13 protein-coding genes and 2 tRNA genes are annotated in these 21,374 nt (G+C 56.4%); 3 read left to right on the plus strand and 12 right to left on the minus strand.

Annotated features, from left to right (window positions below):
* The 5 genes from IK083_04980 to IK083_05000 form a co-directional block, all read right to left on the minus strand.
* A partial coding sequence (locus IK083_04980) for a hypothetical protein (protein MBR4748911.1) occupies positions 1-327 on the minus strand: 327 nt, incomplete at its 3' end.
* Between the two features lie 23 nt (positions 328-350).
* Entirely contained in the window at positions 351-725 is a 375-nt protein-coding gene (locus IK083_04985) for a DUF4160 domain-containing protein (GenBank protein ID MBR4748912.1), read from the minus strand.
* A complete protein-coding gene (locus IK083_04990; GenBank protein ID MBR4748913.1) occupies positions 718-1,341 on the minus strand; it encodes a restriction endonuclease subunit S in 624 nt (207 codons plus the stop codon). The genes IK083_04985 and IK083_04990 overlap by 8 nt, the downstream gene beginning before the upstream one ends.
* A gap of 40 nt (positions 1,342-1,381) precedes the next feature.
* A complete protein-coding gene (locus IK083_04995) occupies positions 1,382-2,650 on the minus strand; it encodes a restriction endonuclease subunit S (protein MBR4748914.1) in 1,269 nt (422 codons plus the stop codon).
* Entirely contained in the window at positions 2,643-4,214 is a 1,572-nt protein-coding gene (locus IK083_05000) for a type I restriction-modification system subunit M (GenBank protein MBR4748915.1), read from the minus strand. Before IK083_05000 ends, IK083_04995 begins: the two co-directional genes overlap by 8 nt.
* 584 nt (positions 4,215-4,798) lie before the next feature.
* On the opposite strand from IK083_05000, the gene IK083_05005 reads away from it, so the two are divergent.
* A complete protein-coding gene (locus IK083_05005) occupies positions 4,799-7,540 on the plus strand; it encodes a leucine-rich repeat domain-containing protein (GenBank protein MBR4748916.1) in 2,742 nt (913 codons plus the stop codon).
* Positions 7,541-8,307: 767 nt separating this feature from the next.
* Here IK083_05005 and IK083_05010 read toward each other — a convergent pair.
* The 4 genes from IK083_05010 to IK083_05025 form a co-directional block, all read right to left on the minus strand.
* The gene (locus IK083_05010; GenBank protein MBR4748917.1) at positions 8,308-10,770 is read right to left on the minus strand and encodes a hypothetical protein; all 2,463 of its coding nucleotides are present in this window, start codon (positions 10,768-10,770) and stop codon (positions 8,308-8,310) included.
* Positions 10,771-10,867: 97 nt separating this feature from the next.
* On the minus strand, positions 10,868-12,919 hold the full coding sequence (gene gyrB, locus IK083_05015; GenBank protein ID MBR4748918.1) for a DNA topoisomerase (ATP-hydrolyzing) subunit B: 2,052 nt from the start codon (positions 12,917-12,919) through the stop codon (positions 10,868-10,870).
* Positions 12,920-13,053: 134 nt separating this feature from the next.
* On the minus strand, positions 13,054-14,607 hold the full coding sequence (locus IK083_05020; protein ID MBR4748919.1) for a DUF2092 domain-containing protein: 1,554 nt from the start codon (positions 14,605-14,607) through the stop codon (positions 13,054-13,056).
* A gap of 15 nt (positions 14,608-14,622) precedes the next feature.
* Positions 14,623-15,423: a histidinol-phosphatase gene (locus tag IK083_05025; GenBank protein ID MBR4748920.1), complete on the minus strand. Its 801-nt coding sequence runs from the start codon at positions 15,421-15,423 to the stop codon at positions 14,623-14,625.
* 179 nt (positions 15,424-15,602) lie between these two features.
* Between IK083_05025 and secD the strand changes: the two genes are divergently transcribed.
* Positions 15,603-18,128, plus strand: coding sequence for a protein translocase subunit SecD (gene secD / locus IK083_05030; protein MBR4748921.1), 2,526 nt, complete (start codon positions 15,603-15,605; stop codon positions 18,126-18,128).
* Positions 18,129-18,175: 47 nt separating this feature from the next.
* Entirely contained in the window at positions 18,176-19,882 is a 1,707-nt protein-coding gene (gene recJ / locus IK083_05035; GenBank protein ID MBR4748922.1) for a single-stranded-DNA-specific exonuclease RecJ, read from the plus strand.
* Between the two features lie 36 nt (positions 19,883-19,918).
* Here the strand turns inward: recJ and IK083_05040 are convergent.
* From IK083_05040 to IK083_05050, 3 genes are all read right to left on the minus strand, one after another.
* Positions 19,919-20,006: transfer RNA gene (locus IK083_05040), tRNA-Ser, on the minus strand.
* 6 nt (positions 20,007-20,012) lie between these two features.
* A tRNA-Pro gene (locus IK083_05045) sits at positions 20,013-20,086 on the minus strand.
* Positions 20,087-20,157: 71 nt separating this feature from the next.
* A complete protein-coding gene (locus tag IK083_05050; GenBank protein MBR4748923.1) occupies positions 20,158-21,201 on the minus strand; it encodes a uroporphyrinogen decarboxylase family protein in 1,044 nt (347 codons plus the stop codon).
* Positions 21,202-21,374 lie beyond the last annotated feature (173 nt).

Here is a 21,374-nt window from a genome sequence, read left to right on the forward strand (position 1 = left end):
CAGAGTCAGCGAGTAATACCAGTCCTTCTGCAGCCTGCGGGCCTTGTCCACCACGTCGTCTCCCGCCGGGGCAAGATATTCCCGCAGCAGCCGGCTCCACTCGCCCTCGGTAAAGCGTATGTCGTTGAGGGCCTCTATCTGTCGGCGCAGGTTGTCGATGAGCGCCTGCTCGCTGTCAATGGACAGGTATTCATAGCCCTGCCCCTTGAGGGCGTCTATAAAGGCCTGCTCCAGCTCCGCCTCCGACTGGTATTGCCCGCTCCGGGGGAGCGGGGTGTATGAAGGCACTACCGTGCCCAGCTCTGTGTAGGTGTGGCTCGTGGGCATATGATCTTCCTGTTTTGCTGTTTTTATTGAAGCATAGACTTTGTGGTATGCGAACATGCTGTTACCGCTATATCTTTCCACTTTCCAAGCAGGTTAGCCTTATTGGTCTTTACCCAGTCAATTGCGGTTCCCTGCTGTCGGTATGGTAAATTGCCGGCAATTACTTCAGCGGTCTCTATATTTATGGTCACGGAAAATTCACCATATTTTGCGTGAACATGCGGTATGTTATGATTCTTCTCCCGGGTACGTATCTCGAATATTATTCCGTTAGCTTGACCCATCCTCGCACGGATCTCTGTGATTAGGAATACCGATTCCAGAAAGGAGATTATCTCGTGTGGAATATCCTTTGAGAATTTGATAGTCAGCCATTCTTTTTCACGGCTGCTATTCATTTTTTTTCTTCTCCTCAAATGCCAGGAGCCTGTTGCGGTAAAATTCGTATTGTTTGCGGCGGGCTTCCAGCTCCGCTTCCAGCTCCGCTTCCAGCTCCGCTTCCAGCTCTGTCCAACTATCCAGAATGCTGACGATCTCCTCCTGGACCTCCATAGGTGGCACGGGGACTTTGTATTGCATTATAATTTTCTTGTCTCCGCGAGGCATCTTTGAACCCTTGGAGTACTGCATGTCGAAGAAAAAGAATTGGTCAGATGACAAGCAGTAATACATAAACTTCTTGGATAATCTATTGTCTTTTATGTGTATAACAAGGACATCACCGTTTGTTCCGCCTACGCAGTCGGCAAGCCATATCTTTTTCAAATACGGCCTTATATTCCCTAATAATATATCGCCTTTTGAGAATTTTGTCAGACTTCCGTTGGTAGGAACATAATCAGAAAGAGTCTTGCCTCTTTTATTTTGCAGGAGGTTATCAACTCCGACATATGTCTCTGCATCTACCTGATTAGCACTAATTCGTTCTTTGCTAAATTCACACACATCCCCCAGCTTCTTGTATTCAACCCCATCTGGACAAAGCCTGTCCAAAAGCTCTTTCAGTGTACTCATAGCTTTGACGCCTCTTTATTACTGGTTGATCCGTATATCATCAGCTTGCCATTTCCTCAAATGTCAGCAGCCTGTCCCGGTAATATTTGTATTGCCTGCGGCGGGCTTCTATCTCCGCGGGAAGGCCTTCGCTTATACCAAAACAGAGTTTATCAAACCGGTCTAACAAACTTACAACTCTGCATTGTTCGTCTATTGTCGGCAACGGAACCTTTAAGTTTAGGATTGCTCCGGCCTTAATATATCCTTGGTTTGACGGGTTCTTTTTTGAATTGAGTTCATGCTTCACCGAACGTGATGTCAAGTAATAGTAGAAATACTTACGATTAACTCTTTCTTCATCAAGACGAACAAGGTAAATATTCTGCCCATAAAACATCGTGTCTTCTTCTACAAATGCAGCCTCCCCGATTGTTCCGATCATTGTGATCAGCAAGTCATCTCTTTGAATGCTGCGATTAGAAGAAACGTGGTTATAATCAGCTTCAGATATATATTTTACGTTGGTGAAATCTACGTGCCCGTTAATAATATTTTTCGAAGTTATATACGGAATTCCTGTTTCACGATATTTCGGTGTAGCCGGCATAAGCCAAAACGATTCGCTTATTAATTCACATGCATTTACTATTGGTTTGCCGTCCGGTGAAAGCAGAGAATCCCTGTAATACTCATACTGAGTCGTGCGGGCATCCAGCTCCGCTACCAGCTCCGCTTCCAGCTCTGTCCACCTGTCCAGGATCCGCACGATCTCCTCCTGGACCTCAAGCGGCGGAACGGGGATCTTGTATTGACTTATAACTCGTGCATTCAGATTGTTTATAGTTGAAGAATCTATCTTTTCTCTAATGTATTTTCTGAATCGTTGGCTAGTAAATACATGAAACAAGAATCGTGGCAAGACATCATCGGCATTTTTTACTCGTATAGTTGCCATAAAAGCACCGAAAACACAAGGGAGATCATTCTCAATAAAGGCAACTTTTCCGATGTGATTAGTACTTCCGCTTCCAGCGCAAATCAGTATATCATTTGCTTTAAGATATTGCGAATTCTTAACTTTGACTGAGGCGCGTACGTATTTCAGTTCGTCAAGATTAAGCATGTTTGATTCGAGGGTTATGTTATTCGCTCGGATTACCGGTATTGCATTCTTAATGTCAGCTGTCGTTTCGTCATCTTTTCCGTAACTCAAGCCTCTTATATAATCTCCAATTTCAAGAAATGACTTATACTCCACCCCGTTGGGGCACAGCTCCAGGAGCAGAGCATCCAGCCGGGCGCCTTTTGACTCTGCCTGCCTATTCACCCTCTATCTCCCTGACTATGGCGTCTATCTCTTCCCGCAATTTTTGTGACCTGGCGGCGATCTCCGCCAGGCTTGCGTTCAGTGCCTTGATGTCCACCGGCTCGGTGGTGTCCGGCTTTTCCACGTAGTTGCTGACGGACAGATTCCAGTCGTTTTCTTTTATTGCTTCCGGGTCCACCGTAGAGCACAGGTTTTCCGCCGGCTGCCGGTCCTTGTACAGGCCGTATATGCGGGCTATGTTGTCAGGGGAGAGCAGATTGCCGTTGGTGACGGGCACGCACTCGGCGGAGGCGTCGATAAAGAGTATGTCCCTGCGCTCCCTGTTCTTTTTCAGCACCATGATGTCCGTGGCGATCTGAGTGCCGTAAAAGAGCTTGTCCGGCAGCCCGATCACCGCGTCCACGAAGTTTTGCTCCACCAGGTATTTGCGTATGGTCTTCTCAGCGCCGCCCCGGTACATGATGCCCGGGAAGCAGACGATGGCAGCAGTCCCGTCCTCCGCCAGGGAGTAGAGCATGTGCATCACAAAAGCCAGGTCCGCATAGTTCACCGGAGCCAGGGCGCCGGCGGGTGAAAAGCGGGGATCGTCGGCATAGAGAGGATTGGTCTTGCCCTTCCACTTGATGGAATAGGGCGGATTGGACACTATGGCATCAAAGCCCTCAAAGCCTTCGCCCAGGCGGGTCTTCCAGTCGTAGCAGGGAGTCGCCAGGGTGTCGCCTCTGATGATGTGAAAGTCGGTGAAGTTGACCTCGTGGAGGATCATGTTCATGCGGCACAGGTCATAGGTGGTGGGGTTGACCTCCTGTCCGCAAAAGGCGCCTACCTGCACGGCGTCCCCGCTCTGCCCGCTGCCGGTGAGCTTCAGCAGCAGGGAGCCGGAGCCGCAGGCGGGGTCGTACACGTAGCGCAGCCTGTCCCTGCCGTCAGCGGCCAAGAGAGCCAGCAGCTTGGACACCTGCTGGGGGGTGAAGTATTCCCCGCCGCTCTTGCCCGCGTTGGAGGCATACATGCCCATCAGAAACTCATAGGCGTCGCCGAAGGCGTCTATGTCCCCGGAGCCCAGGTCCATGCCGGCTATCTTTTGCATGATAGTCTGCAGCTTTTCGTTCCGTTCCCGGGCGGAGGTGGCCAGGCTGTTGTTTTGGAGATTTACGTTGTCAAACAGGCCCTTGAAGCCTTCCTCGCTGTCCTCCCCTTCGCCGGAGCTTTCTATGTTGCGGAACACGGTGGCCAGGCGCTCGTTCAGCTGGTCAACGTGAGTGTTTTTCAGCACGTTGTCAAAGAGCTCGCCGGGCAGTATGAAGTAGCCCAGCTCTCTCGCCAGATAGCGTCCGCTCTCGGCTGTGTCGTCGTCCAGCCGGGCGTAGTCAAAATCGGCGACGCCTGCGGCGCGTTGCGCCTTGTTCACATAGTCGGTAAAAAAGCGGGAAATAAAGCGGTAGAACATGAAGCCCAGCACATAGTTCTTGAAATCCCATCCGTCCATGCTGCCCCTTAGCTCGTCGGCAGTGCTCCAGATGGCGTTGTGTATGGCCGTTCTGTCCTGAGGTGCATCCGTCATAGTGCGCTCCTTTGTGTGTAGTGATATATTTATTATATCATATCCCGCCGCTTTTTTCTATGAGGGGGCAAACGAGGGACGATGGCGCTTTTATTTATATATATTGATTTTATATTGTTTATTTATATGGGGTGTCAATTTTGATTTTGCCCACAGGCTATCCACAGGGCTGCTGGCATAGGGCAAAAGCCCTCCCCGCCGGGATGACGCGGGGTTGGACACTGTGTCTTTCTCCGTCGCGTGGCCCGGTCCATAAGCCTGAGGCATCGGCGCCCCGGGAAGGGCTTTGTTGTCCCGTTGGGCTTGTCCGTAGCCGTGGCTCGCGTCTTCGTGACAGGGGATCTCGAACCTCACCCCAAAAAATCTGCGATTTTTCGGGGACCCCGAGGGTGAGGGCTGAGCTGCCCTCACCGCCGAGATGACGTTGTTGTTGAACGGGACGACAGAGAGAGCGGATGACGCGGGGGTGCGGTCCGGCCCAAAGGGGAAAAAAACATTTGCGCAGCATTAAACAGCCCTGAAATAGTGTATAATAATATGTGATTTTACATGAATTATGACCCGGCAGAATAAGGAGAAGTCAGATGAGAAAACGTGATAAAGATTTTGAAGTAAAAAATATTGAGGGGGGAAAGCTGTTAACCAGTTACAACGGCACATCAGGCAATCCTGTGATACCCGGCAATATCAATTACATCGGCCAGAGTGCGTTTTCCTACAACAAGACTCTCACCGAGATCACAATCCCCGACAGCGTGACAGAGATCTGTGATAGAGCCTTTTCCTGGTGCACCTCGCTCACCGAGATCACCATCCCCGACAGCGTGACAATAATCGGTGAAAGAGCCTTTTCCTGGTGCGCCTCGCTCACCGAGATCACCATCCCCGATAGTGTGACAGAGATCTGTGAAAGCGCTTTTTCCAATTGCGCTTCTCTCAAAAAGGTCACTATTCCTGACAGTGTAGCTTTCATAGGGAATAGCGCCTTTTCCGAGTGCACTTCTCTCACGGAAATCACCATTCCCGACAGTGTGACAGAGATCGGAGACCGGGCTTTTTCCGGGTGCACATCTCTTTCGGCCATCACTATCCCGGATGGCGTGACCGCCATAGGGAAAAACGCTTTTTCCGGGTGCGAGTCGCTCACCGAGATCACCATTCCCGACAGTGCGACAGAGATCGGAGAGGAGGCCTTTTCCGGTTGCACATCTCTTTCGGTCATCACTATCCCGGATGGCGTGACCACCATAGGGAAAAGCGCCTTTTCCAAGTGCGAGTCGCTCACCGAGATCGCCATTCCCGACAGTGTGACAGAGATCGGAGAGGAGGCTTTTTTCGGCTGCAATGATTTAATGACCATCAAACTGTCAGACCACACAGTACCGGGCTGCAACTCCTTCAAGGATGTTCCCGGCTTTGACTTCTCCCTGTTTGTCAGCAGCGGGTGCATAAAGGGATACAACGGAATATGTCCGGAACAACTGACTATTCCTTGTGACGTGTACAGCATTGGCAAGAGCGCCTTTTCCGGGTGCGCATCTCTTTCGGCCATCACTATCCCGGATAGCGTGACCACCATAGGGATCGGCGCCTTTTCCGGGTGCGCCTCACTCACCGGGATCACCATCCCCGACAGTGTGACAAAGATAGGCAGTGATGCTTTTGAAGGCTGCGCCTCACTCACCGGGATCACCATACCCGGCAGCGTAACTGTCATCGCCCACAGGACTTTTTTGGACTGTCCGTCTCTTAAGGAGGTCAACATCCCTGACGGTGTGAAAGAGATAGGCGACAGAGCCTTTTATGGATGCAAATCTCTCGCTGAGATCGATATCCCTGACAGCGTGATCAGGATCGGCGACAGAGTTTTTTCCAGGTGTGAATCGCTTCACAGGGCCAAACTCCCTTGCGGCATCAAAGGAATTGGCAAGGAAGTCTTTTTATGGTGCCGTTCACTCACCGGGATCGCCATCCCCGACAGTGTGACAAAGATCGGCGACTCTGCTTTTTCCGAGTGCAGGGCTCTTAAGGCTATCACTATCCCCGACAAAGTGAAGAAGATCGGAGACGAAGTATTTTCCAACTGTTGGTCACTCACCGAGATCACCATCCCTGACAGTGTGACAAAGATCGGAGTCTCTGCATTTTCCGAGTGCAGAGCTCTAAAGGCTATCACTATCCCCGACAACGCAAAAGAGATCGGAGACAAAGTCTTTTCCAAGTGTTGGTCACTCACCGAGATCACTATCCCCGACAGTGTGACAAAGATCGGCGACTCTGCTTTTTCCGAGTGCAAGGCTCTAAAGGCTATCACTGTCCCCGACAGCGTAAAAGAGATCGGAGACGGGGCTTTTTACGGCTGCGAATCACTCGCCGGGATCGATATTCCCGACAGCTTGACAGAAATCGGCAGCTGGGCTTTTGCCCGGTGCAAGTCCATTCAAAACATCCGACTGCCCGACAGTATGACGGAAATAAAAGGTGGCACTTTTTCCGAATGCGAAGCGCTCACGGTGATCTCTATCCCCGACGGTGTGACAGAGATAGGCGGCGGGGCTTTTGAAGGATGCAAGTCACTCACCAGGATCGATATTCCGGACGGCATGACAGAGATAGGTGACGAAGCCTTTATGGATTGCGAGTCACTCATAGACATTTCGATCCCTGAAAACACGAATGTGGGCAACGGTGTCCTCAGGGGAGTTCCCGGCGCAAAGTTTTCCCTGTCTGTCAGCGATGGGATTTTAGTGTCCTTCAATGGAATATGCCCGAAAAAACTGACGATCCCTGACAACATAACAGAAATAGACGATTATGCCTTTATGGATTGCGATCGCCTTGAGACTGTCACTATTCCAAAGGGTGTGACCAGCATCGGCGAAGAAGCATTTGTCAGGTGTAAGTCTCTTTCGGAGATCACAATACCCGACAGCGTGACAGAGATAGGCAGAGCCGCCCTTTGCTACTGCAAGTCCCTGGCCGAGATCACCATCCCGGGTAGCGTCACCGAGCTCTGCGAAGCTGTGTTTTCCGGCTGTGAGTCACTTGCCGAGGTCAACATCCCTGACAGCGTGACACGGATCAGACCTTTCGCTTTTTGCGATTGCACCTCTCTCACGGAGATCACCATCCCTGACAGTGTCATTGAGATCGAGCACAACGCTTTTCAAGACTGCGAGTCACTGAGCGAAATCAACATCCCGGATAGTGTGACAAAGATCGGCGAAGAAGCATTTGTCGGGTGTGAGCAGCTCACCATCCGGACCGGCAATCGGATCGCTATACAGTTTGCAAAGAAAAACGGAATACCTGTCGAGCCGGCGTAAAGCAGGCTCCCCGGCCTCTGCGCTTTCACAACTCAAGCACAAAAAAAAGACTCCGCAAAGAATGTACTTTGCGGAGCTGTCTTTTGTCCACAGATTTCCCTTCTCCGTCGCGTGGACCCCCCAACGGCCTGCGGCCGCCGGTGCTACGGAGCGCTTCGGTATCCCGCAACAAAGACCCTTCCATCTCTATCCCCACAAAATCTATGCGATTTTGCGGGGGCCCCAGAGAGTGCGCCTCCGGCTTAGCCGGAGTAAGGAACGCGGCTGGCGGGCCCTCCGTGGATCTCAAAGCGCCAGTCAACAATACTTTCCTCCCGCCTTTTTTCTGGGTCCTCCCATTTGCCTTCTCCGGCTTTGCCGGAGCAATGTAGAGGCAAATGGGCCCCTCCAGAGGTCCCTTCCCGGAAATGGCCAAACGCTATGCGTTTGACATATGCCATTTCCGCCGGGATGACGCGGGAGGGCTTATTATGTTCTCCGCCTTGTACGGCCCCCCCAACGGCTTTCAGCCGTCGGTGCCCCCGTGGTGCTTCGTTACCCCGCTTATACGGACCCTTCCACCTGCCAGCTCCCGCAAGCGGGAGAAAGGAACTGGCAGGCGGACCCTCCGTAGATCCCTGACCGGAAATGGCCAAACGCTACGCGTTTGACATATGCCATTTCCGCCGGGATGACGCGGGGTTGAACGGGACGACGAACCAAGGCATAAAAAAAAACGCTCCCGGAGGAGCGTTTTTGATTTGCGCTATTGACGCCGGCAATGCGGCTTACTTGTTCAGGTCGATGAATTCGCCCAGCTGCTGGCGCACCTTCTCAAAGTCCTCGCCGCTCACCTGCTTGGAGGGCCTGGTGGTCAGTATGTTCCGGAATTGCTCCAGTATCAGCTCGCCGTTGCGTATCTCCTTGCTGGAGGCGTTCTTCTTGCGGAGGTTCATGATCACGTCGTTGGCCTTGCGTATATACATCAGGTCGGTGATGGCGTCCACGGTGGCCTCCATCCTCATGGTGTCTATGGTCTCAAAGGCGTAGTCGCGGCGCTGGGCCGAGGCCGGCAGGTTGAGGCCGGGATACACTCTGAAGTCGGCGTTCAGGCCCTGATCCGTCTCCACCGCGGCAAAGGGGTTGGGGAGGAGGGTCCAGTTGTTGTGGGCCGCATACATGTACTTGTCGGTGCCTGTGAGATACATGTTCCACAGGGTCTTGCGCACGTCGGACAGGTTGGACTCCAGCACGCTGTCGCAGGCGGAGATGGCGGTGGTCTTGCCGGCCAGAGCGTCCGTCTTGACGGGATAGGTGTCGCAGGCTATCACGTCGGCGTATTCGGCGTAAACCGCCGCTTCATCCGGGGAGGCAGCTGTCAGCCACACGCCGATGCCGCTCTGTTTCAGCTCCCGCAGATAGTCGATGTAGGCGGAGCTGTTCACGGCGCTGCCGGGCTTGCACAGGGCCACCAGCCGGCCCTGCCAGCCGTTGTCCTGTATCATCTTGCCCAGGGTGCGGGCGTATATCTGATACTTGTTCACGTCGGCCAGGTCGTAGGGATAGGGGCTGAGAGCCACCTGCTTGATGCCCTTGACGTATATGCACTTCAGGGTGCTGGCCAGCACGGTGGAGTCGGCAGACCACTTGCCAAATTCGTTGGCGGTCATCACCAGCCAGGGCTCGCCCGTGCCTATGTTGATGCAGCCGTTCAGCAGGCGCTTGGACACCATGTCGCCGGCCATCTCGCCCACTATGCGGTAGTAGCCCATGGGGGCGTCCAGCTTGTAAAGGCCGGTCTCCTCGTCCACCACGGTGTAGCCCGCGTAGTCGGACAGGGAGTGGCCAAAGTCGCTGATGGGCAGCACAAAGTCGGGCTGCGGGTCTATGCCAAAGCCCCACACCTTGACGGTGAAGGGATAGCTCACCTTCAGCTCGCCTATCTGCAGCTCCACCGAGCAGGGATAGGTGCCGGAGGGAGCGCTCTCGTCCAGATCGATGGTCATCCACATGGAGCGGGTGTTGCCCGCGGCAATGTTTTCAAATGTCACCCGGTTGGCGCCTTCGGTCAGCATGATGGGGTCCGCTATGACTGTGGAGTCGTATATCTCCGAATAGGCGGTGGCGGAGATGTCCGCATATTCCACCTTGCCGGCCCTGATATACTGGTCCAGCCTGGGAGCGTTGACCGTCAGGACTATGTTGGAGGTCTCCTGCCAGGCCGACACTGCGAACTGCAGGCTCTTGCGCTCGCCCTTGGCCATGCCAAAGGAGTAGTTGTACTGGTCGGGATACAGGTTTTCCTTGTCCAGATACATCCTGCTGTTGGAGTTGACAAAGCTGCAGCACACGGGCAGCGTGAGGGGCAGCTTCATGTTCACCAGCTGGCTGCGGGCGCCCGTGTAATATCTGACTATGGCGTTGGTGGCGTTCAGCTTCTTGGACGCTAGCTCCACGTTGCTGCGGCCTTCCTTGGCCAGCAGGCTGTCGATGGCCGACGAGGTGGAGGTGATGAGGTCGGATATCTCGGCGGGGAAATTGCCCTTGTATTTCTCCAGCTCCATCATGCGGGAAATGATCCGGGAGCGGGTCTTGGAAAAGGCGGTGGTGCCTTCGCCGAAATACAGCCTCTCCCAGCGGGTGCCGGTGCCGGAATAATTGTTCATGCTCTGAGGCGCTATGTCCCCTCTCCCGCTCTTGCGGAACACCTTGATGAGCCACACGTCGTCGCTCTGGGGCGGGAAGGAGGTCTTGGCGCTCTTGAAGATGCTGCCGGGAATGGAGCACACGCCGTTCCAGCCGTCCTCCGCCTTCATGATGGTGAGCTCGGGATTGCCGTTGAAGGCCAGGTCCTTGCCGTAGGCGTCATACACCACGCCGTCGGCGTTGAATATGAGCTTGTAGTAGTTGTCCGGCTCGGCGTTGGACAAAAGGTGTATCTCCAGACGGTCGTCATTGTCCGAATAGGTGTCGGGGGCCGCAGCCTCGCTCTTCAGGGCGTTCATGGCCGGGTCCTTGACGTCAAAGCCCAGAGCCACGCTGTCCTTGGTGTAGCCTATCTTTATCCTGGTCTGCAGGGCAGGCGCCACGTCGCCGCCGGCGATATCCGTCAGGGCGTATTCGCCCGCGCCGTTCCATTCGCCGGAAGAGTAGCTGTCCGGCACCACGGAAAGACGGCTGCCGTACACCTGGGCAAAGCAGCAGGCGCAGCACAAAATGAGCAGCGCCGCCGAAAATAAGGTCTTTTTCATTCTGAACATACTCCGTTTGTGTATGCCCCGCCCCACCGGCGGTCATACGGATCTACATGTATATTATATCACGGCCCGCAGGCGCGGGCCACACTCTCTATGCGTGCCAGTCTATGTTTTCGGCTTCGAGAGCGTGATTTTCGATAAAGCGTTTTCTGGGCTCCACCACGTCGCCCAGCAGCACCGAGAACAGATTGTCTGCCTCGATGGCGTCCTCCATGGTCACCTGGGCCAGGGCTCTGGTCTCCATGGCCATGGTGGTGGTGGCCAGGTCCTCGGCGTTCATCTCGCCCAGGCCCTTGAAGCGGGTGACTATGAGCTCGCCCTTCTTGTTCTTGAGGGAGGCGATCATCTCGTCCCGCTGCTCCTCGTTCTTGGCGTAGAGCACGGTGTCGTTGCCCTTCTTGATCTTGTAAAACGGGGGCTGAGCGATGTAGATGTGGCCCGTCTCCACCACCGGCTTCATGTATCTGAAGAAGAAGGTGAGCAGCAGGGTGCGGATATGGGCTCCGTCCACGTCGGCATCGGTCATGATGATGATCCTGTCATATCTCAGCTTGCTGAGATCAAAGGAAGAGGCGGGCGACTTTTTCTTCGAGGCGATGTCCAGGTCGGGCTCCTCGTCGTCCCCGTTGTTGCCTATGGCTATGCCGGTGCCCAGAGCGGACACCAGGTTCTTGATCTCCTCGTTCTCCAGGGCTCTGTCCATGCGGGCCTTTTCCACGTTCAGTATCTTGCCCCGCAGAGGCAGCACGGCCTGATATTTCCTGTCGCGGCCCGTCTTGGCGCTGCCGCCTGCCGACTGGCCCTCCACCAGGAACAGCTCGCACTTGGAGGCGTCCTTCTCGATGCAGTCGGCCAGCTTGCCGGGCAGGCTGGTGGACTCCATGGCGGAGGAGCGCTTCACTATCTCTGCCGCTCTCCGGGCCGCTTCCTTGGCGTTGCGGGTGATCATGCATTTTTCGATGATGCGGCGGGCAGCCTGGGGATTCTCTTCCATGAAGATGTTCAGGTTCTCGCCCACGATGGAGTTGACTATGCCCTCCACCTCGCCGTTGCCCAGCTTGGTCTTGGTCTGGCCCTCAAACTGAGGCTGCTCTATCTTGACGGATATCACGCAGCACAGGCCTTCCCGCACGTCGTCGCCGGAGAGATTGCTCTCCTTTTCCTTCAAAAAGCCGTTCTTGCGGGCATACTGGTTGATGACTCTGGTGAGGGCTGTCTTGAAGCCCGACAGATGGGTGCCGCCCTCCTGGGTGTGTATGTTGTTGGCGTAGGTCAGCAGGTCCTCTCTGTAGCTGTCGTTGTACTGGAGGGCCAGCTCCGCCGCCACGTGCTCTCTCTCGCCGTGGAAATAGACCACCTTGTGCAGGGGCTCCTTGGCCTCGTTGAGATACTCCACAAATTCGGCGATGCCGTTCTGGTAGTGATACACCCGCTCCCGCTTGTCCGGGTCGTCGGTCATGTTGTTGATAAAGCGTATACTCAGGCCCTTGTTGAGAAAAGCCAGCTCTCTCAGGCGGGACTTGAACAGCTCGGGGTTGTAGGTGTAGTCGCCGAATATCTCTTTGTCGGCGTAAAACTTCACTGTGGTGCCGGTAACGGTGGTGTCCCCTACTACCTTCAGGGGGCCGGACACGTTCTTGCCTCTCTCAAAGCGCATCCAGTATATCTTACCGTCCTGGCGCACCCACACCTCCAGCCACTCGGACAGAGCGTTGACTGCGGACACACCCACGCCGTGGAGACCGCCGGACACCTTGTAGCCGCCGCCTCCGAACTTGCCGCCGGCGTGCAGCTTGGTCAGCACCAGCTCCACACAGCTGATGCCGTAGCCCTCCTTGATCTCCACCGGGATGCCGCGCCCGTTGTCCTCCACGGTGACCGTGTTGTCCCGGTCCAGGGTGAGGGTGATCTCGTTGCAGTAGCCGGCCAAATGCTCGTCGATGGAGTTGTCCACCACCTCGGTAAACAGGTGGTGCAGGCCCCGGCTGGTGGTGTCGCCGATATACATGCCGGGACGCAGGCGAACTGCCTCAAGCCCCTCGAGGACCTGTATTTCCCCGGCGCCGTATTCGGCGTCCTCCGGGACGGTGAAGTCTTCGGTCTCAGGTTCGGCAGCAGGACTGGTGAGCAACTCGTCTGACATTAAATGATCTCCCTAAAAACGGCAAAAGCCTTAATAATATAATACACTTATATTATATCACAAACGAGGCGGCTATGCAAGCGAGGGCCGCCCCAAAAGCAAATATCCTGCCGCGGGGGCGGCAGGATACGGGTTCATTTGAACTGGGCCTTCAGGGCCTCCGGCAGCGTCTTGTCCGTGAGCTTGTCGTCCCCGAACAGGCACTGCTTCATCACCGATTTGTCGTCTATGAGATACACCGTGGGGATGCCCTGCACCACCCATTTGTCTATGACCTTGTTGATGTCATCCTGGTCCATAAAGTAGATGGGGAACTCCCAGCCCTCGGCCATGAATTCTTCCAGGGCCTTCTCTTCCTCCTGGGCTATGTTGAGGCATATGGTCACAAAGTTGTACTTGTCCTTGCCGGCCTTGTACACTGCGTCAAACATGGGCAAAAACTTCTTGCTGTCCGGATAGGCCCAAAAGGCCACCACAGTGTTTTTGGCGGCGGACACGCTGTAAAAGGTGGTGCTGTGGGCCACGTTTTGCAGCACGGGCGACGGCGCCACGGGCTCGTTGTCGGGAGCAGGCGCAGTGTCCGCGGCGGGCTCCGACGGAGCCTCGGCCGGGCTCTCTTCGGCCCCCTCCCCCGGGTCCAGAGACTTCAGGGCGCTGCGGTCCAGGCTCATGGGGTTGTCCTTGTCCTGATCTCCCAAGAGAGACGGCAGGGCCGGGAGAGCGTCTTTGTCCTCGGGCTTGGGAGGCGCAGTGGTATAGACGGTCTCCTCCACGTAATACCTGAGAGGAAAGTCCGCCACCTTCTTGTTCAGGGGGTTCTTGGCCTCCGCCTCCTTCTGAGCCTTTTCCAGCTTTTTCAGCTCCTCGGCCATCTTCTTGGCCTCGGCGGCGGCGTCAAACAGCTTGTCATCCTTCTTGGGGATGAATACGAACAGGCTGTCCTCCAGGTCCTTGTTCACCGACAGGGCGCTGGTCACAGAGTCCGACTCCAGCTCAGTCTTCTGGTCGTCGCCGGGCACGGCGTATTTGTAGTGATTGCGCACCATGACGCCGGTGGCTTTGTCTATCCACACCTTTTGGTCTATGACGGCTTCCTTCAGGGGCTCGGGCCTGATCTTCAGGAGAAACACGTGGCAGTCGTAGTCGCCCACCTTTTCGTCCCCCTCATAATCGGCCTTCACCAGCCTCAGGGAATAGTCGTAGCCCGACAGCAGGCCTATGGTGTTCACTCCGGGAGAGCCCTCTGCCAGGGCGGGATAATAATTGTCCTTGTAGTCCGCAACCGTGAAGGTCTTGGCTCGGGTCACGTAGGCGGTCACCTTTTTGCCGTCGCAGTAGAGCACCTGGTCCGGGCCCTTCAGCAGCATCTTGTCCGGGCGCTTGAAATAAAAGGACTGCTCCACCGTGGTGTCCCCGGCCACCTTGCCGTCCATATACACTATATTGCGGGTGGAGGTGGACATGGACAGGGATTTGACGGAAGCGTATTTTTTCAGGGCGTCTTCAAAGGAGGGCTCCGTGGCCCCCTCGTCCGTCAGCGGCTCTGTGATATCGGGCTCCGGGGCCTTGCGGGCGCTCTTGCGCTTCTCCGAGACCAGGTATCCCACTATGCCCGCGGCTATGGCCGCCGCCAGTATGCAGCAGAGTATGATGACCAGCCGTTTGTTGTCGGTGAAAAACTGCTTCATGATAGCCTTCCTTTGCTAATAGTCCACGTCGCGCAGGATCAGCCTGCCTTCTTCAAAGCCCGCCAGCCTGGTGACGCCCAGCTCCGACAGCAGCCGCAGGGCGTCGGGAAAGCTTCTGCGTATGTGGGCGGTGTAGTGGGCGTCGGCGTTGACCAGGAGAGGTATCTCCATCTCCGCGGCCTTTCTGATGATGTCCGGGGCGGGATAGAACTCCCGGGCCGGCTTGTAATAGCCCGCCGTGTTGATCTCCATGGCCTTGCCCGTGTCCCTGATGGCGCAGAGGGCCTCATCTATGAGCCCGGACACGTCGGTCTTGCCAAAGCGGCCAAACTTCTTGCACAGGTCCAGATGCCCCATGATGCCCACGCCTTCGGCGCCTGCCAGAGCCACCACCTTGCGCCAGTAGCCCTCGGTGACGGCGTCCGCCTCTTCCCGGGACAGGGCCACCCACTTGTCGGCGCATTCGTCTATGGGAAAATCGCCGAAGTAGTGCACCGAGCCGATGATATAGTCGGGGGAATATTTGCCCAGAAGAGCCAGTACGTCCTGAAAATTGTCGTCGAAGTAGTCTATCTCCACTCCCCGGCGCACGATGATCTTGTCCGCATACAGCTCCCGCAGCTCGGTGAGCTGGGTGAAATAGGCGTCCAGAGCCTCCTTGTCCATGGACCATTCCGGAAACCGTCCGTCCGGCAGCGGGGAAAAGTGGTCCGACATGCCGACCTCGGTCAGGGAGTGGTTCACTCCCGAGATGATCATTTGCTCGAGAGCGGCGGAGCCGTCCGAAAAAACGGAATGGTTGTGATAGCTGAACATAGGGGCTTCCTTTTAGTATTTATCCATTTATATGATACCCGAAATCCGCCGTTTTGTAAAGACCGGCCCTGCCCCAAAAACAGGCCCCGGCGGGGGCCGGGTCACTTGACAAACGGGCCGCAGGCGTATATAATATTATAGTGATTGCACTTTACGAACAGAGTATGCATGGAGGAGATATGTCAAAGTATAACAAGTTAGCATTAGTCATTCTCGTGCTGGTCGTGGCGGCAGCGTGGATCTGCTATACGGCCTTCAGCGGCGCCAGCGACAACATCAAGATCAGAAAGGGTCTGGATATCGCCGGCGGTATGAGAGTCGTCCTGCAGGCCGACCAGAAGTCCGCAGACTGGCCCAAGACCGACGTGCAGGCCCAGCGCGACCTGATGGACAAGGCCACCGCCACCATCGAAAAGAGGATCGGCGGTCTGAAGGGCGTCAGCGAAGGCAAGGCCTTCATACAGGGCGCCGACAAGATAGTGGTGGAGATCCCCGGCATCAAGGACTCCGACAAGGCCCTGGACACCATCAGCAACACGGCCCAGCTGGAATTCTATTACCTGAAGGACGTGCAGAGCGCCTCCAACCCCGGCGGCAGATGGAAGATCTCCGACGGCGGTCAGGATGAATACGTCTTCTCCGACGGCGAGACCGAGATATATTCCGGCGACAAGGACCGGATCATGAAGGAAGTGGTGGGCGCCCCCGCCAACAAGCCCATCCTCACAGGCAAGGACCTGATGCCCAACTCCAAGCAGGCCATCAGCAACAAGACCCAGCCCGTGGTGGAGGTGCAGTTCAACAAGGAAGGCCGCGTGATCTTCAAGGAGTTCACCAAGAAGCACGTAGGCGACACCCTGGCCATCTTCCTCAACAAGGAGCTGCTCACCGCTCCCACCATCAACGAGCCCATTCTCAACGGCGAGGCCCAGATATCCGGCTTCAAGGATCTGGAGGAAGCCAAGAATCTTGCCAATCTCCTCAACAGCGGCGCTCTCCCTATTTCCTTTGAAGTAGGTTCGCAGGAAAGCGTGGACCCCACCATCGGCGGCGACGCCTTCAGCAAGACCGTCAAGGCGGGCGCTATCGGCCTTCTCGTCGTTATTCTGTTCATGATCTTCATATACAGGCTGCCCGGCTTCATCGCCTCCATCGCCCTGTGTATATATACCATGCTGGTCATCGCCATATTTGCCGCTCTGGGAGTAACCATGTCCCTGTCCGGCATCGGCGCTCTGATCATATCCATCGGTATGGCGGTGGACGCCAACATCCTCATATTTGAGCGTCTGAAGGAAGAGCTGAAGGCGGGCCGGACCCTGTCCTCCGCCATCGACACCGGCTTCAAGAGAGCCTTCACCGCTATCCTGGACTCCAACGTGAGTACCTGTATCACCTGTCTGCTGCTGATCCAGTTCGGCAGCCCCGCAGTCCAGAGCTTCGCAGTGACCCTGCTGGTGGGTACTCTGGTATCCATGTTCAGCGCCATCACCGTGACCCGCACCCTGCTGCACCTGACGGTGAACTTCGAAGGCCTGCAGAAGCCCGAGCTCTTCTGCGTGTCCGCCGACAAGCCCAATACCCCCTTCAACTTCGTGTTCGTGGACAACAGGACCGTCTACTACGTCATTTCCGGCGTAGTCATGGCCTGCTGCATCGCCGCCCTTCTGGTCTGGAAGCTGAACCCCGGCATCGAGTTCAAGCCGGGCACCGAGCTGAAGGTCTCCTTCACTCAGCCCATCGCTTCCGTGCAGGATATCCGGAGCATAGTTGACGGCCTCTACGAAAAGAACCAGGTCCAGCTGGCCAACGGCTCTAAGACAGCCATCATCAAGGTCACCGGCAAGGACCAGCCCAACATCAGCACCAAGGATCAGGACGCTCTGGTGGCCGCCCTCAACGACAAGTATGAGGTGGCCAGGACCACCGAAGACGGCAAGCCCATCGCGGACCAGGCCAACTCGGTGAATCCCTCCGTATCCAAGGAGCTGATCCACAACGCCCTTATAGCCGTGTTCTTTGCGTGTATAGCCATCATCCTCTACCTGGCCATCAGATTTGCCATAGGCGGAGCGCTGGACGGCGTGAAATACGGCGTGTGCGCCGTCATCGCCCTGATACACGACGCCCTCTTTGTCATGGGCCTCTTTGCCATCCTGGGCAAGTTCCTGGGCTGGCAGGTCAACAGCCTGTTCGTGACCGCCGTCCTGACGGTCATCGGTGTGTCGGTCAACGACACCATCGTCAGCTTTGACAGGATCAGAGAGAACCTGCGCCACAGACTGAAGGGCGAGAACTTCAGCCAACTGGTCAACAGAAGTCTGAACCAGACCCTCACCCGGTCCATCTACACCTCTGTGACCACCCTGCTGACCATCACCTCCCTGATCATCTTCGGAGGCCTGATGCTGAGACAGTTCTACTGGACCATATTCGCCGGTCTGACAGTAGGTACCTACTCCTCCATCTTCCTGGCTTCGCAGCTGGTAGTCAGCTGGTACAACGCCGGCCTTTCCAAGAAGGACAGAGCCCTCAACAGAGTGGTGGTCAAGGACAAGGAAGGCAAGGTGCTGGTGTCCGCTCCCAGGCAGGAAGAGACCCCCGCAGCCGAGACCGAGGAAGAAGCTGCTCCCGCAGCGGCTCCGGACAAGGCGCCGGCGGCCAAGGCCAAGAAAAAGACCACAGGCCGCAAGAGAAGATTCTAAGCTTTTCGACACACCCGTCCGCGATGGGCGGGTGTTTGTTTTGAACCTTGAGATACAAGCTGAAACCGTTTCCCGACAGAGAGGCCATAGACCGCCTCGCCGGAGAGGCCTCCGTCAATCCCGTGACCGCCGCCCTGCTGCTGCAGAGAGGCGTGAAGACAGGGGCGGAGGCCCGGGAGTTCTTTCGCCCCCGGACCGGCGGAGACCCCCTGCTGCTGCCGGACATAGACAAGGCGGCTGCCATACTGGACGAAGCCCTCTCCCGGGGCTGGGGAGTGATGATATTCGGGGACTACGACGTGGACGGCCAGACAGCCACCGCCATCCTCAGCAAGGCCCTGTCGGGCCTGGGCTTCAGGGTGGGCTTCAGGCTGCCGGACAGGCTCAACTCCGGCTATGACGTGACCCCCGCCCAGGTCAGGGAGATAGCCGCCGAGGGCTGGCAGGTGCTCCTCACCTGCGACTGCGGCTCCAGAGCCTCCGAGGCGGTGAAGACCGCCAAAGAGCTGGGCATGAAGGTCATAGTCACGGACCACCACGAGCTGGGCGCCGACGCGGCCGCTCCCCACGCCCTCATCAACCCCCACCGGCCGGACTCCCGCTACCCCTATGAATTTCTCTGCGGCGCAGGAGTGGCCTACCGCTTCATCCACGGCCTGCTGCTACGCCGGGGCATTGACCCCAGGGGCTTTCTGCGGAAATACGCGGACCTGGTGTGTCTGGGCACGGTGGCGGACTCGGTGCCCCTCACCGGCGAAAACAGATATCTGGTGAAAGAGGGCCTGGAATACGTGAAGCAGCCCGTGTCCCGGCGCATAGGCATCAAGACCCTCATAGAGCGGGGCAAGCCGGAGGAGGTCACGGCCAAATATCTGTCCTTCTTCGTCATACCCCAGCTGAACTCCGCCAGCCGCATGGGCGAGACGGAAAAGGCCTTCCGCCTGCTCACCGAGACGGACCCGGCCCGGCTGGAAGAGCAGCTCGCGGACCTCAGCGAGCTGAACAACCGGCGGAAAAAGGAAGAGGAAGAGGGCTACGGCAAGGCCGCTCTGGACGTGTATAAGGGGGGCATGGACAAGGACGACGTCATAGTGGTCAAGGGCTCCTGGCTCCACTCCCTGTCCGGCAACATAGCCTCCCGCCTCTGCAAGACCTTCAACCGTCCTGTGATAGCCATAGGCGAGAGCCGGGAAAACGGCGTGTGCATAGGCAGCGCCCGAAACAACGACATGGTGGACATACTCTCCCTGCTGGAGGACTGCGCCGGCCTGCTGGAGCGCTACGGGGGCCACAAGGCCGCCGGAGGCATCACGATCCGGGAGGACAACATCCCCGCCTTCAGGAGCAGGATCAACGAGGCCTGCCGCCGCCGGTATCCGGAGGGGCCCTCCGAAGCGGCGGAAGCGGTGGACCTGCAGATAGGCAGCAGCTGCTTTGCCCCGGGGCGCATCATGCCCCTGTGCGAGGAGCTGGAGCGGATGGAGCCCTTCGGAGAAGCCAACAGAAGGCCCGTGTTTCTCACGAAAAACGTGCTCGTAGAAGGGGCTGAGGTATTCGGCAAGACCAAAAAGCACCTCAGGCTGCGGCTGGGAGAAAAGCCCTGCAGCATAGAGGCTATATTGTGGAACAGAGGAGAAGAGCTGTACTCTTTCAGCAAGGGCATGCGGATAAACGTCATCTACTCCCCGGAGCTGCACAGCTTCAGGGAAAAAACGGCCCGCCTCATAGTGACAGACTGGGCGCCCGGGTCCTGATACGCAAAACAGCAAACCCGAGGTTTGCTGCTGCCAAGGAGAGAGCGGGATTCGAACCCGCGGTGATCGAAGACCACGACAGTTTTCAAGACTGTTCCTTTAAACCGGACTCAGGCACCTCTCCGTCAAATCGGGATGAAAGGATTTGAACCTTCGGCCTCTCAGACCCGAACCGAGCGCTCTGCCAAGCTGAGCTACATCCCGAAAAAGACACTTATATTATACAATATCCGGGGGCGTCAGGTCAAGCCTGACGCCCCCGGCGCCGCTCTTGATCATTTGCGATATACGCCGTAGGTCTTGGCGGTCTCCACCATGGCTCTGGCAGCCGACAGGTCCAGATTGGCGGGATACTCGCAGCCCGTGGCCAGCACGAAGCCGCCGCCCTTGGCCATGAGGTCTATCTCCTTTTTGGACTCCTCCACCACTTCTTCATAGGTGGCTGAAGGCAGCCAGGTGGGAGGCACGCAGCCTATGAGGGTGGTCACGTCTCCGTATTTGGCCTTGCACTCCGCCAGGTCCTTGCAGTCGTCGGGAGCGTGGAGAAAGCTGATGCCCTCCGGCTTCATGGTCTCTATCTGCGCGTCAAAATAGATGCCGTTGCCGCAATTGTGTATCATGACCATGCAGCCCTTGTCGTGGACGTGCTTTGCCAGCCGCTCCACGGCCCAGCCCTCAAACTCCATCCACATGCTCTTGCGCATGATGGAAGCGGAGGAAAAGAGGGTGTCAAACATGATGGCGTGGACGCCTCTCTCTATGAGCATGTCGCAGTATTGTATCAGAGTCTCGGTGATGGCCCCCACAGCGTGCTTCACCGCGTCGGGGTCGTCTATGATGTCCATATACATGGACGCCTGGTCCCTCAGCATGCTGGTGATGCCCAGGGGCCCGAACACAAAGGCCACTATGGGATACTCCTTGCCCATCTCCCGGCTGAGTATGTCGCACAGGTCCAGATGCACGTTCATCCGGCGGGCCTTCCTCACGTCGATGGGCTCGATCTTGTAGTAGTCCTCGGTGCAGGTGACCAGCCTCTCGTTCATCACCGGATGGGCTGCCTCCGTCTCGGGATAGTCCAGCTTCTGCCCAAAGTCCTCCGCCTCCACCGACAGGTCGGTGAGTGTGCATATGATGTCCAGATCCAGCTCCTTGGTCACCGCTATCATAGCGTCGGCGCTCTTGCGGGCGTCGTTGGCAAAATCGTAGTAGGATATGCCTGTCAGCAGCCTGGAAACGCCGCTGGTGATGGGATATACGGGCACTCTGTCCGGCTCCTGATGGCTCAGGGCAGCGGCCACTCTTTCCAATGAAGTCATAATGATTCCTCCGGCCGGGTCCGGGACCCGGCGACTCTCTATCTATGGTTGCTATAATAGATAATACTATTTTTACCATAAAAATTATAGCAATTTCGGCTCCAAAATCGGCCCATTCCCTGAAAAATATTTACAAAAAACCGAGGGGCCTGCGCCCTGCCCGCCGATGACAG

The sequence above is a fragment of the Abditibacteriota bacterium genome, assembly GCA_017552965.1.
In the GTDB taxonomy this organism is placed as follows: Bacteria; Armatimonadota; UBA5829; order UBA5829; family UBA5829; genus RGIG7931.